The sequence below is a fragment of the Mycoplasma sp. 888 genome, from assembly GCF_035609225.1.
Taxonomy (GTDB): Bacteria; Bacillota_I; Bacilli_A; order Mycoplasmatales; family Metamycoplasmataceae; genus Mycoplasmopsis.
This window is the reverse complement of record NZ_CP141192.1, coordinates 1-13677: the sequence shown is the minus strand read 5'-3', so window position 1 is coordinate 13677 and position 13677 is coordinate 1. Positions and strand designations below refer to the sequence as shown.

Annotated in this window: 13 protein-coding genes and 1 rRNA gene; 3 read left to right on the top strand and 11 right to left on the bottom strand. The window is 26.8% G+C overall.

Annotated features, from left to right (window positions below; translation table 4 throughout):
* Positions 1 to 50: 50 nt before the first annotated feature.
* Genes U5U50_RS00070 through U5U50_RS00055 form a run of 4 tightly spaced genes read right to left on the bottom strand, consistent with a single transcriptional unit; the run spans position 51 to position 4597 of the window.
* Positions 51 to 878 carry a Cof-type HAD-IIB family hydrolase gene (locus U5U50_RS00070; protein WP_324672780.1) on the bottom strand — a complete coding sequence of 276 codons (828 nt, stop codon included), beginning with the start codon at positions 876 to 878 and terminating at the stop codon, positions 51 to 53.
* A gap of 4 nt (positions 879 to 882) precedes the next feature.
* Entirely contained in the window at positions 883 to 1215 is a 333-nt protein-coding gene (gene hinT, locus U5U50_RS00065) for a histidine triad protein HinT (RefSeq protein ID WP_324672778.1), read from the bottom strand.
* Positions 1215 to 2444 (bottom strand): HinT-interacting membrane complex lipoprotein P60, encoded by a 1230-nt coding sequence (locus tag U5U50_RS00060; protein ID WP_324672776.1) that lies wholly within the window; start codon positions 2442 to 2444, stop codon positions 1215 to 1217. The genes hinT and U5U50_RS00060 overlap by 1 nt, the downstream gene beginning before the upstream one ends.
* Positions 2444 to 4597, bottom strand: a complete 2154-nt coding sequence (locus tag U5U50_RS00055; protein WP_324672774.1) for a HinT-interacting membrane complex protein P80 — start codon at positions 4595 to 4597, stop codon at positions 2444 to 2446. The genes U5U50_RS00060 and U5U50_RS00055 overlap by 1 nt, the downstream gene beginning before the upstream one ends.
* An 89-nt stretch (positions 4598 to 4686) precedes the next feature.
* On the opposite strand from U5U50_RS00055, the gene U5U50_RS00050 reads away from it, so the two are divergent.
* Positions 4687 to 5232 carry a hypothetical protein gene (locus U5U50_RS00050; RefSeq protein WP_324672771.1) on the top strand — a complete coding sequence of 182 codons (546 nt, stop codon included), beginning with the start codon at positions 4687 to 4689 and terminating at the stop codon, positions 5230 to 5232.
* Positions 5233 to 5288: 56 nt separating this feature from the next.
* Here the strand turns inward: U5U50_RS00050 and rrf are convergent.
* The 4 genes from rrf to rpmH form a co-directional block, all read right to left on the bottom strand.
* Positions 5289 to 5394: ribosomal RNA gene (gene rrf / locus U5U50_RS00045) — 5S ribosomal RNA — on the bottom strand.
* 78 nt (positions 5395 to 5472) lie between these two features.
* Complete coding sequence (yidC, locus tag U5U50_RS00040) at positions 5473 to 7521, bottom strand: membrane protein insertase YidC (protein ID WP_324672769.1); 2049 nt, start codon at positions 7519 to 7521, stop codon at positions 5473 to 5475.
* Positions 7521 to 7844: a ribonuclease P protein component gene (gene rnpA, locus U5U50_RS00035; RefSeq protein ID WP_324672767.1), complete on the bottom strand. Its 324-nt coding sequence runs from the start codon at positions 7842 to 7844 to the stop codon at positions 7521 to 7523. Before rnpA ends, yidC begins: the two co-directional genes overlap by 1 nt.
* 9 nt (positions 7845 to 7853) lie before the next feature.
* The gene (rpmH, locus tag U5U50_RS00030) at positions 7854 to 8000 is read right to left on the bottom strand and encodes a 50S ribosomal protein L34 (RefSeq protein WP_257089135.1); all 147 of its coding nucleotides are present in this window, start codon (positions 7998 to 8000) and stop codon (positions 7854 to 7856) included.
* 208 nt (positions 8001 to 8208) lie between these two features.
* On the opposite strand from rpmH, the gene serS reads away from it, so the two are divergent.
* Together serS and U5U50_RS00020 are read left to right on the top strand one after the other, a co-directional pair.
* A complete protein-coding gene (gene serS, locus U5U50_RS00025; protein ID WP_324672764.1) occupies positions 8209 to 9474 on the top strand; it encodes a serine--tRNA ligase in 1266 nt (421 codons plus the stop codon).
* 126 nt (positions 9475 to 9600) lie between these two features.
* Complete coding sequence (locus U5U50_RS00020) at positions 9601 to 10728, top strand: HAD family acid phosphatase (protein WP_324672761.1); 1128 nt, start codon at positions 9601 to 9603, stop codon at positions 10726 to 10728.
* A 35-nt stretch (positions 10729 to 10763) separates the two neighbouring features.
* On the opposite strand, the gene U5U50_RS00015 is transcribed toward U5U50_RS00020, so the two are convergent.
* The 3 genes from U5U50_RS00015 to U5U50_RS00005 all read right to left on the bottom strand — a co-directional run bounded on the left by U5U50_RS00015 (position 10764) and on the right by U5U50_RS00005 (position 13638).
* Positions 10764 to 10976, bottom strand: coding sequence for an RNA-binding S4 domain-containing protein (locus tag U5U50_RS00015; RefSeq protein ID WP_324672759.1), 213 nt, complete (start codon positions 10974 to 10976; stop codon positions 10764 to 10766).
* 2 nt (positions 10977 to 10978) lie between these two features.
* A complete protein-coding gene (locus U5U50_RS00010; protein WP_324672756.1) occupies positions 10979 to 12106 on the bottom strand; it encodes a DNA polymerase III subunit beta in 1128 nt (375 codons plus the stop codon).
* Positions 12107 to 12231: 125 nt separating this feature from the next.
* The gene (locus U5U50_RS00005) at positions 12232 to 13638 is read right to left on the bottom strand and encodes a helix-turn-helix domain-containing protein (RefSeq protein ID WP_324672754.1); all 1407 of its coding nucleotides are present in this window, start codon (positions 13636 to 13638) and stop codon (positions 12232 to 12234) included.
* Positions 13639 to 13677 lie beyond the last annotated feature (39 nt).

The following is a 13677-nucleotide window of genomic DNA, read 5'->3' as shown; positions in this document are numbered from 1 at the left end:
AAATTAAAATAAAAAAGCACAAAATTTACTTTTGTACCTATATATATGTGTTAAAAGTTTTCTGAAATGAATTGCCCAATTGTGTCTGTGTCATTATCACCAATAACAAAGTTAGCAGCTGATTTTGCTTCAATTGTCGCATTCCCCATGGCTACACCCACGTGTGCCTCAGAAAGCATATGAACATCATTTCCACTATCACCAAATGCTACAACTTCATAATCTTTTAATTGTTCTAATTCGACAATTTTCATAATTCCAGCTCACTTAGAAATATTTTTAGGGTTAATATCTGTGTAAACTGAGTTTGTTAAGTAAACTTCACAATCAAAATCTTTTAAACTACTCATAATGTTTTCTGTAGCTTCTTTAGCATTGTGTGCTTGGTTTCTCATAGCCATTTGAGTTATTTTTGTTTTAGGATTACTGATTGCTTCTTTTACTTCTTCAATTGTAGCTTCATTAAAAATGTTCATATTTTTAATTTGTTGTGGTGACATTCATTTTGGATAAGTTCCATTAGGTAAGATTGAACCATTATAGTTATTTCCATCAACGGAAAGAACTAAATCATATTTAAGTGCATGTGCGTGAACTGTATCTAACATTTCTTTTGATAATTCACCTAGTGTGTATGTTGTATTAGTTTTCATATTGTGAACTAACGCACCATTTGAACACACTAAATAATCAACAAATTTGAATGTATCGTGATTTAATGCAAGCATCTTAACTAAACCACGACCTGTTGCAATAATAATTTTATTTCCTTTAGCTTGCTCTTGAAGTAAAACTTCTTTTGTTGAAGGGTGAATTGTTTCGCTTTTTGTAAATAATGTACCATCTAAATCAAATGCAAATATTTTTGTCTGCTGCATAATTTTATTCTCCTTGTCCTTTGTACGGAATAACGTGAATGTGTGTGTGGAATACAACTTGTCCTGCTTCTTTACCTGTGTTGATTAATATTTTAAAACCCGGGATGTTGTTATCTATAACTCTTTGCTTAGCTAACATTCTAGCAACTTTCATAGCGTGTAAGAAAGTTGCTTCATCCTGTTCTAAAATATTAGATTTCTGCTCTTTAGGAATAACTAAGAAATGTCCTTCTTGTTGTGGAAATGCATCTAAAATCGCAATAACAACATTATCTTCATAGATGATGTTTGAAGGAATTTCTCTTTTAATTATTTTTGTAAAGATTGAATCATTCATTATTGAAGACCTGCTGTTTTCTCTTTAAGTTCATCAATAGATGAAATTTTGTAACCCATCGTAATGTAAGCTGCTTTTGCATTTTTGTATAAGTTTTCATCACTGATTGAAATGAAGATAGCTAATTTATCTAATGAATCTTTGTAAATTGTTTGGTCGAATGATAAAACTGTTTTTTCTTCTTTTGTTCCATTTTCATTTGTATCAACTGTAATTTTTTTAGCAACTGGAACAATTTTAGCAAAGTAAGCTACTTCAACTTTTTTACCATCTTTTGAAACAGGAATTGCTTCAGCTAATTGTCCGTTTTCATCAACTGAAACTAATTTACCATTTATTAAGTTATAGAAACCAACTAAATTTTCAGGTGATGTTACTTTTAATAATTCATCAACGGTATAGTCTGATTTGTAAGGGTTAGATTTAATACCTTGGTATCCACCCATTGTAGCTTCAAATTTAGCTTTAGCAGGAACATTGTTAAAAATTAAATCTGTTGTTGCAATGTTTTGAGCTTCTTTAGAATTCTTTAATAAGTTATTGTAATCTAAAACGTGTTTAATAACTTTATTAGCATCTGTATACATTTCATTTACATTGTCATTTGTGTAACTTCATAATTGAACTGTTTTATTTGAAATAACATATTTAATTAAGTTAAATTGCTTGTTATCGTATTTTTTACCATATAAACTAAATGAATTTGGATCGATTTTTTCTAATGTAACAACATCTGAAATAAAGAAGTAGTTTTTAACTAAAAGGAGTTTATTAACTGTGAAAGCCACATTTGTATTTTCGTTGTTGTATAAGATTTGGAATTGTTCATTTGTTAAGTTAATGTTGTAAACATCTCTATATAAAGCGTTCAATTCAGCTAATTCAGTTTCATTGAAAATTCCGTTTGATTTTCACTTGTTTAATTGAGTAGCTAAATATAAGTTATTCTTTTGTGATTCTATAGCTAAAAATCCTTTGTAAGCAATTAGAGCTTCATTAAAGAATTTTTCATTTGAAAGTAAGTTTGTATCTTTTTCAACTTTGTATTGGTCTTGTAAAACTGATTTTAATCATAAGTTTTCTGCAATAGTTGAAACTGCAGGTTTATCAAATAAAATGTTTTGTTTATTTTTTTCTTCTGTGTTTTTATCAACTCCACATGAAAGCGCAACTAATGGTGTGAAAGCAACTGGTGCTAAATATAAAGATTTTTTAAATATATTTTTCATTATTTGCTCCCTTCATTTTTTTTGAAGATTGAATAAACTAAGTCATTAATAACTTCGATAGCTTTTTTATCGCTATATACATTATCCTTATGGTTGTAAACTATTTTTGTAAGACCTTTATCAACTATAAAGTTGTAACTGTTTCCATAGTTTAATTGTTTTTGAATGAACTCACTTACTGATGTTAATACTGAAATTAATTTGCTTGTGTCTTCTCCACTTTTTACACTAGTAACTTTTGCTTGCAAGCTTGTTACATCAGCATCTGTATAGTTTGCTCCTGTAGTTGTGTTTGTTTTTGTTTTAAGTTCTGCAACAAATTTTTTATCACTTAAAGCTAATGAAAGAATTTGTGAACTTGATAAGTTATTTGAAATTTGTGCAGGTGTGTTGAAGTATGAAACATTTCCTAAAGCTAAGTTTTTAGCATCCTCAACAATGAATTCTTTGAATTTATCTAATTCTGTAATTTGTGAATATCTTACAATTTGCACATTACTATCTGTAATTATCATAAATGCATCTTCCATATCTGATAATTTAAACACATAAGGAATTAATGGATTATTTGTTGTTTGTGCGTCTTGCACTTTTGAAAATATATAGTCAGCAATAACTTTATTAATTGTGTTAAATCTTGATGGTTCAAATTTTAAGTCTTCTAACTTCTTATCGATTTGAGCATCGTAATCTTTAACAATTTTTGCTGCTTCATCAAAGTTTGTTGCTGATGTTAAATCAGGTTGCTTCTGAATGTTTAAAGAATCTTTGATTGCGTCAATTAATTCTTTTAATGAGAATTTAGGTAAATTATTTTGTTTGTTAGCAAAAATTGAAGTTGCATTTACACCTAATGCAAGATCTAAATCTTTAGTAAATAAGTTGATGTTTGATGTTAAACCTGGTGTTGCTAATTTTTCGACATCAGAATTTGTGATTGATGATAAGAAGTTTTTATATTTTTGAACTCTACTTACAAATTTTTCTTTAGTTTCATTTTCTTTTTGGAACACATATTCTTCTGCTTTATTAAATTTTGTTAATGATACAACGTTTGATTCTGCAATAAATGAATCAGCTGTTGGAGTTACATTTCATTTTAATAAGTTAAATAATTTCACTTTGTCATCGTCAGATGAAATTTTTCATGGATAAAGTACATCATTTTTAGAAATGGTTCCTGCTAATTTGTAAACTGTAGGAACGATGATGTTATTTTTGTTGAAGTATTCAGAAACGAAGTTTGCTGGTGATTTCAATTCAATAATGAATGATTTTGTTGTTAATAAAGTAACTTTTGTTGAATCTGCTGATGGAGAAAAGTAATTAACATTTTCTTCTAAATATGGGAAAACTTTGTCACCTTTACTGAATAATTTAATTGGTTGACTGTTTTCACCTTTAACTTTGTTTCCGTTTTTATCAAGTTTATAAATATTTTTTGTAGCAGTTCTATTTACAAATGTTCTATCAACAACTTTGTATTCTAATTGATATCTGCGTGTAGCAATTTCTTCAACTTGTTTGAATAATAAAAAATTTGTTGCATCTGTTTCATTAGCTGAATTTCCGTATTCATCTTTTTTAAGTTCTTCAAAAAATTGTTTTTCTCAATTTTGGAAGCCGTAAACTTTTTTGAAGTTAACTTTTAAATCTTCAAATTTAGCTTTAATTTGTTTTTTAATTTCATCTAATGATTTAAGTTCAATTGAATTGTTAACTTCTTCATCATTTTGTAATGAACTATTGTAAATGTTTTGATATTGAATTGATGCTTCAACTTCTTGTTCATACATATAGAAAATTGCTTCTCTGTATGCATTTTTGATTTCTTCTGAAACTTCTTGACTTTGTGATTTTACTAAATCTGTTAATTTACCAACTGTTAATGAGTTAAGTTTATTACCTTTTGCATCATTAACAACAAAAGCAGATTCTTTTCCATCAATTGGTTCAATGTAATTAACCTTTGTAGTTGTAATTGTTAAAGGAATTGCAATAGATGCAATAACTCCAACTGTTAAAGCAGAAAAAATACCGATTAAAATTTTTGATCTTTTTGATTTGTTAGTTGAAGTTTTATGTTTTTTCTCATCATGTCTATCATTTAACTCAACTAAACGTTCAAAGAATGATTTTTGTCTTTTAGCCATTAATACCTCTTAGTTTTATAAAATTTATTTATTATGTAATAATAAATATTGTTTTAATTATATCAAATTTAATTTATTATAATTTCACTATGAAACAAGCAGAAATTAAAAATGTTTTTGAGGAATTGCTCAAAATTAGCAAGGAAGAAAAATTCATTTTCTCCCTATTCTCTAGTACTTTAAGTCAAATTAAAGAGAAAAAAGAATTAATTAAACCACTTCAAATTATGATTGATGTTTATGCATTTTTGAAATTAAAAAACAAGTTTCCTGAGTTAATTAACATCTCTAATAAAATGAATAAAAACGAGAAATTTCTGCCTATTTTTTCTTTAAATAACACTGATATTATCCTTAATTTACTGATTCAATCAACTGATAATAATGCTAAAAAGATTAATTTAGCTAAGAAAATTGTTGAAAAAGAAAATAATAAACAAAACCAATATTGTCATGAATTAATTGAAGTTTTGTTTTCCCAAAACCCAAATACAAGGTTTTTGATTTCTAGAGATAAAGAAGCTAAACTAGTTATTTCTAGAGTTAAAAATCTTAACCCAAACTACTATGATATAGTTGAATTTGATGATTTAAAACTTCCTTATTTTCATATAGAAAATGTTGATTTAGATTAAAAACACCACCCGAAAAGGTGGTTTTAAATTATTATTTTTATAAAAAGGTATAAAAAAAGCAGCGGCTCCCTATTTTCACTGTAAAGCTATCTTCGGCACTAAAGGGCTTAACTACTGAGTTCGGAATGGATTCAGGTGATCCCCTTTGCTATAACCACTGCTTATATTATAGCACTATTAAAATAAAGTCAAGTGAATTTTTTATTTTTTTAATGTTTATTATTTAAATGAAAAAGTTATTTATCGAGTTTTCTTATTTATGAATTTCTCTTTAAATTTTTTAGAATGTATGAGCTTGTGAATAATTAATGTTTGCATAATTGTTCATATTGAACCGAATAATCAATAAACCTGAACACCAGCTGTAAAGATTAAGGTAATTACTGTGAACACAAGCATCATAATCTTTTGTGTTCTTTCAGATTTCTTAAGTGCTTCAGCTTCTGCAATTGTTGTTTTACGTTTCATTTTCTTACTATTAAGAAGTCTTGGTAAGAAGCTTGAAAGTAATTGGAATCCAACAACAAGTACTAAAATTCATAAGTAAACTCATTCTCCCTCAAACAATCTCTTATATGATGTTGAGGCGAAGTTAATACCAAGCCATGTTGTTTGTTTGATTTCAGGAATACTTTGAATAACTCTTCACATAGCAAGGAAAATCGGCATAGTAAGTAACATATTTCCAAATTGGTCCAATGGATTTATGTTGTATTTTGTATATAAAGCTTGAATCTCTTGATTTTTCTTAAGTTTCATAGCTTTATTATCTTCTAAACCTTTATATTTAGCTTCAATAGCAGCTTTTTTGTATTTAAGTTCTTCCATTACTGATTGCATTACAGTTGTTCTAAATGTAAATGCAAGTGTAATAAGACGTGAAATAATGATTGCAACTATAATTGAGATAACAGAAGCTCAACCAAGCATATCAGGCATTGATTGACGCATTGATTGCACCAATACTGAAAGTGGATATACTAATAAACCGTAAAATGGCCCATATTTTCAAGCTTCGCCTCAAGTTGTAATAGGTTGTAATGGTAAATCACCTCTTAAAGGAAGTGTGTTAATGTTTTCAGAATAAAGAATATTTGTATTGTAGTCATATTTATTAGTTCTATTTAATTTGTATTGATTTTGAACTTGTTCTCTTCTTTCTTTATATTCTTCAGAAGATGTGTTAGGAACTTCTCCATTAAAGAATCCTAATTCATTCATGTATGACTGCATTGTATTTTGATATTCAATAAGCAATTGGTATTGTTCTTGAGTTAAGGTAAATAATGTGTTATTGTGTTCTGAGATATTTTCTTCTTTAACATTTGTTGGAATGTTATCAACTAATTCTTTAATAAATAAAGAAGGTTCTTTACCTAATTTTGCAGCAAATTTAGATCCTTCACCAAATGAATATGTATATAACATTTGGAGAATATCTCTAGCAAACTTATTAGAAACAGATTCGTTTTCTGATGTGTAGTCATAAATTTTTTGAATACCTGAAATGTATGTAATTTCGTATTCTTTTGCATCAGTAAGAACAGGGATTATTTTATCTACTTCTTGTTTACCATTGACTTCCTTGTATTTTGTTTCTGTTTTGAAAATCATGTAACTTTGAAGTTTACCTTTATCGTAGTTATTTTTTTCATCTTGAGGGAAAGTGAATGGGAAAATAAAGATATCTCTAGGTTCTTTTACAAAGTTGTAAGTTTTATCAGATGCTGTTGCAAATAAATATTTTTTAGCATCATCTGAACCTGTGTAAATTAATTTGAATTTTTCATCAAATTTGTAACCTGCGTTTTTAAGAATTTCAGAATTAAACGGAATTCTTAAAACAGACATGTATCCACCAGGTACACCATATTCACCCTCATGTGATTTTCTTTGTTCTCTAAGTTTGTTTAATATCTCTTTATCAGTAACAAAAATGTTTGATTCCGTATTAAGTGCTAATCTGTCGTATTCAAATACTTCAGATGTTTTGTTTTCTCCATTTGGGTCTTGAAGTGTTACTAAATCTCTTTTTTGATTTGTACTCTTTAAAGTATTAACTCTAGGTGCTATGTCACCTTTATCTCTATAAAACTCAAGTCCGTTACCTACGTTGTAAGAGTTTTTAATAACAAAGGATTGAACACACCCTGTTACAGTAAGTCCAAAAATTAACACGTAGAAAACTATTTTTAATCATTTAAGGATTTTTTTAGTTAATTCTTTACGATTAGTTTTCGGATCATTACCGTTAGTAAAGTATGAAAAATTTTTTGCGTTTTTCTTCATTATTTAAATTTCTCAAAGAGTTTTGCTATATGTTGTTTTTTAATAGCAAAATCTTCCTTCATAAATTCTTTACGAACAATTAAAACAAAATGATATTTGAGGTGATATAAATTCAACTCATGCATAATTGCTCTTAATTGTCTTTTAAAAAAATTACGACCTACAGCTTTTGCGAATTTTTTTGGAACTGTAATTCCTGCAGCGAAGTTTTTATGTTTCTTAAAATAAATGATTAAATACCTATTTGAAACAAAGTTGCCTTTTCTTGCATTAATTACATCTTCAAATTCTCAATTCTTCTTTAGTCGATATTGTTTTTTCATTGTTTAAAATTATTTATCAGAAACTGTTAATCTTTTTCTACCTTTAGCTCTTCTTCTTGCTAATACTTTTCTACCATTTGCTGTTTTCATTCTAGCTCTAAAACCATGAACCTTAGCATGTTTACGCTTGTTTGGTTGATAAGTTCTTTTACTCATAATTTCCTCCTTTATGTGAATAATTTTATATATTTATATAAGCGTGTTTAAATTATAGCAAATGACTAATTTTTTAGCATCTATTTTTTTAGTATCATTTTTTGAATTATTTTGCTTAATTTAAGGATTAAAAAATCTATTTGCAACATAATAATTGATTAACTCTTTATTAATGTATAATTTAAACAATTTGAATTACGAGGTCGAAATGCTAGATATAAAATATGTTTTAAATAATGAAGAAAAAGTAAGAAAAAACTTACAAAACAGAGGTTTTAAAATTGAAATTTTTGATGAATTTGTTTTATTAGCTAAACAAAGAGGTAGCGTGATGAAACAATCACAAGATAAAAAAAGTGAATTAAACAATCTTTCAAAACAATTTGGTTTTTTTAAAAACGATAAAGGTAAATTAATAGAATTAAAAGCACAAATTGAAGTAGTTAAAAACGAAGATTTAATTTTATCTAATCAAGAGCAGGAGTTAAATAGCAGAATTAATGAATTGATTTTACAAATCCCTAACGAAACTTTAGAAGAAATTCCTGTTGGAGAAGACGAAAATCAAAATGTAATCATTAAAGAGCATGATAAATTAGGTAGAGGCCTTGTTAAAAATGTGTTACCTCACTATGAAGTTGCTAAAAATTTAGGTATCTTGGATATCGAAAGAGCTGTTAAGTTATCAGGTTCAAGATATGTAATTTACAAAAACAATGGTTCGAAATTAATTCGTGCATTAATTTCATTTATGTTGGATTTACACACTTCAAAGGGTTATGAAGAATTCACAACACCTGTAATTGTTAAAGATAAAATGTTATATGGAACAGGTCAATTACCTAAATTCAAGGAAGATTTATATAAATTAGAAGGATTAGATGAATATTTAATCCCTACTGCTGAAGTTACATTAACAAATATTTACAATGATGAAATCATTAACTTATCAACTCCTTTTAGAGCTACAGCATATACAGAATGTTTTAGATCTGAAGTAGGAAGCTCAGGTAAAGATACAAAAGGTATCTTAAGACAACATGAATTTAAGAAAATTGAACTTGTAAAAGTTACATCTGCAAAAGATGCTATGGTTGAGTATGAAAAAATGGTTGAAGATGCTAAAGATGTGCTTGAAAAATTACAAATTCCTTATAGAGAATTACTTTTATGTACTGGTGACTTAGGATTTTCTTCAAGAAAAACAATTGACTTAGAATTATGATTACCTTCAGAACAAAGATATAGAGAAACATCTAGTATAAGTTATATGGGTGATTTCCAAGCTCGTAGAGCTATGATTAGATATAAAAATGATGAAGGTAAAACCGAATATGCTCACACGATGAATGGTTCAGGTTTAGCTGTCGATAGAGTAATTGCAGCTATTTTAGAAAACTACCAAAACCCTGATGGAAGTGTTTCTATTCCCGAAGTTCTCATACCATATATGGGTGGATTAAAATCATTATAATAACGCTTATGCGTTATTTTTTACACATTTTGTGAAAAAAATAACTATTTACTCAACTTATAGTTTAGTATGTAATAAAATAAATTTATATTTATTATTTTATTTACTCAATTACTAAGGAGATTTATGAAAAAATTAAAATACTTATTATTCGGAGCAGGTTCAATTGTTTTAACTGCTGCACCTATTATTACTAACTCATGTTATTCAGAAAAAACAGCTGAAGCACCTAAAGTAAAAACATACACAGAAGATGAAGTTGCTAAAAAAATTAAAGCAGCTCAAACTCTAATCGAAAATGGAGGAGGAATTGGTAGTTCAAATGCATGAAACTCATTCTCTGGAGAAAAACATGCTATGGGGCTGCAAGTTTACAAAAATGCTAAAGTTGCTTTTGATAAAATGATTACACAACCAAATGTTGATTTAACTAAAGTTAATATTTCTGGTGATCAAATTGTTGTTTCAGCACCTGAAGAAGGTAAATTCATCCCAGTGGTATTCATGGATTTAGATGAAACTGTTTTGAATAACTTTAAATACCAAAACTATTTATTCCTTAACAACCAATCATACGATGCACGTGCATGAGATGATTTTGTTAGTCAAGCTATTTCTACAGAAGTTCCTGGAGCAATTGATTTTATTAAGCATGTTTACTCAAAGGGTGGGGTAGTATTCTTTAACTCTAATCGTTCTCAAAAATATCATAAAGAACCAAGTAAAACAAACTTAATTAATTTAGGGCTTGATGCTAAATATATGCCTGATTTTGTTTGATGAATGCAAGGTGTGGATTTATCTAATAAAGAAAAACCTTATTCAGCAATAACCACTACAAGATCAGAAAAAGAAGAAAGAATGCATCTTGTAAACAATAATAAAATTACAATTGATAAAACACCAGTTCAATTCAAAGTCGTTATGAGAGTTGGAGATGACATTTCTGATTTCAACGACAACTTCACTAAAAAACCAGGTGTAACTTCTGAACAAGTTATAAATGAACTTAAATCTGATTCAAATAGATATGGTGACTTATTCGGAAATATGGATATTTCTGTAAAGGGAACATACTATAACAAAGAAAAAGGTGTTTGAGAAGACGAAACTCACTCTGAATCATATGTTTTAATCCCTGGAAATTCATCATACGGAAGTTGATTAACACATTTAATTAACCAAAGATCATACAACTATGCTAAGATTGCTGAAAAATTAAAGGGATTTATTTACGTTCCATCAAAAAGTTAGTTAATTTAATATAAAAAATAAACCATTTTATTGGTTTATTTTTCTTCTTCAATTACATAAATTTGATCGTTTATTCAAACAACATCGCCTGGGTATATTTTTGAAGATCTACCTTGAGGTTTTTTATTATTTATTTTAATTTCGTTTGTCTCGATAAAGAATTTAGCTTGACCACCTGTATCAGTTTCATTGATTTTCTTTAAAAATTGACTTAATTTGATTGAATCACATGTTATTTTAATTGTCATAATTAATTGTTATAAAACTTTCTTAATGGTGTAATTAACTGAATGTGAGAATTATTATTTTCTGTTAATAAAAGTACTCTATCTTCTTTTTCAGAAATAAAAATATTGATATTACCTGATTCTAACTGTGAAACTGCATCCTTAATATAGATGTAGTTAAAGTCCATATCAATAGGTTTTCCTTCTAAAATTTGAAATTTATTCGAAACAGCCTTTCCTTTTCCAATTTCAGGAACTTCAAATAAAACTTTAATTTCATTTTCATTAAATGAGAATTCCATTTTTCTATCTTTTTCTGTAATTTGGAATAAAGCTGTATTAATAACTTTTAATAATTCATCTTTTTCAATAGAAAATCTTCTTGTATATTTTGTCTGGAACAATGATGAAATATCAATATATTGAATTTTACTTACAGAAATGTAAATTACTGTATTTTCGTAAGAAATACCTATTTTATGTTCATCAAAGAATAATTGAACTTTTTCTGGTGCATCTTTTGTAATAAGTTTTTTAAGACTTTTTGAATCAACTGTTAAATCGATATCAACTTTCTTATCAACTTTTAAAATTTCAGTTGAAAGTCTATATGAATCAGTTGCTACAAATCTTACATTTTCTGAATTTTTAGATGTTATATTAATGCATTTAAAAACTATTGAGTTTAATTTATCATTACTTATCGCTGTTGAAATCGAAACGTTGTTAATAATTTTGTCTAATCTCTGAGCGTCAATTTCAATAGTATTTTTTTGATCTTCAAAATTTGTATCAATATATTGTGTAATATCATTTGTTGTTAAAGTAAATGAAGTTGAACCTTCATAAATATCAATTAAATTACCTCTTTGTTTAAAAGTGATTTCTTTATTAAATTTCTTAATAATGTTTTTTAATAAAGAAGCTAAAATACAAAGTTTTCCTGCTTTTTCAACTTTAATTTTATCTTCATCAACTTTAATAACTTTTCTAGCTGCTATAGATGCGTTAGCTGCTGTTAAAACTAAGTTTTGAGTATCTAATTCAATCTTAATTGTTCTTGATAAATAATGCATATCATTATTATCAATATAATTAGACATAAATTCAATCAATTGATCTATTAAATGTTTTGAAATCGTAAATTTCATATCTTCTCCTTAAATATAAATATTAACAATTGTTAATATGTTTATAACTTTCAGAAAGTTAAATTTTAGTGTGTTTTTCTACTATTTTTTTAAGTTTTTAGTTAAAAATAAATGTTTACAAATTATTAATAATTCTTGCGCATCTTATCTTCTACTTCATTTATAACTTTTTTAACTTTAATATCATCTTTAGCATTTATTTTCTTTAAAGCACTTAATATAGTTGAATGATCTCTTTTAAATAATTTACCTAATTCATTAGATGAATAATTTAAATGTTTTTTAATCATATAAATTGCAATTTGTCTCGCTAAAAAGATATTAGATTTTCTCGATGTACTTAAAATATCTTTGACTGGTATTTTGTAATATTCCGAAACAGCTTTTAAAATTATTTCATCAGTAATTTCTGCTTTATCTTTAATAAAATCATCAAAAATATTTCTAATTGTTTTTATAACTAAAGTTTTTGGTAATGATTTAATTTCTTTTTCATAGAAACTTAATCTTTTTACAGCACCTGTAAGTGTTCTGATTGAATTTGAATGATTTCTTATGATAAAATCTTTTGATTCATCATCTAATGTGTTTGTGTCAAAGTTGTTTTCTGTAAGTAAAAAATCTAAAATCTTATGTAAATCTTCTTGTTCAGGTTGTTTGATTTTTGTAATAAATCCAGATTGAATTCTTGAAACAAGTCTTTCATCAAACATTTTAGAAATTCCATTTATATCTGTATCTGAACAAAAAATGGTCAATTTGCCTTTTTCCATTCTGCTATCTAGAACTTGGAAAATATAATCCTTTGTAGCTTTTTTATTCCCTGAACCATACAATTGGAAATCGTCAAACATTAAAATGTCGTAATTATCGATCATTTTTTTCTGAAATTTATTAAGAACATCAACTGAATTTTCTTTTAGCAAAGGTTGAATTCATTGAATAAACTCAGTCGCATTAACAAGAAATGATGATTTACCTTCTTTACTTAAAGCGTTAGAAATAGCTTTTAAGAGGTGAGTTTTACCTAAACCGGAGTTACCTGTTATAAATAAAACTTCTAGTTTGTATGCATCGTCAATAATTGATTTACAAATATTTAAAGTTTCATCATTGAATGAACCATGAATATAGTTGTGAAATGTATATTCAATAGCATCTGTTTTCTTTTTATTTGTTGCAGGTATTTGAATATTTAAGTTTTTACTTTGTTTTTCAGTTTCTTTAAGTGCATCTAAAGTCTCTTTATCAATTATTCTATAAGCAACATTAGTTCCAAAAATTTCTTTGACTGACTTATCAAAAACATTTTTATAATAATTTTTAAATGAACTTAAATTAGGATGGACTTTAGGAAAATAAATAACAACTTCATTGTTTTTGAAACTAAGAATTGTTAAATTTTTAAAAAATGTTTTAAAAGCGAGATTATCTTGAATTTCATTCTTTATATATTCAATATAAAGTTCATTGTAAGAGTTTAATTTCGCTTCTTCTTTGTTTTTTTCTTCATCGAAATTATTAATATTCATAGCTAAATTTTATTACTATATAAAAAACATATTTAAAAA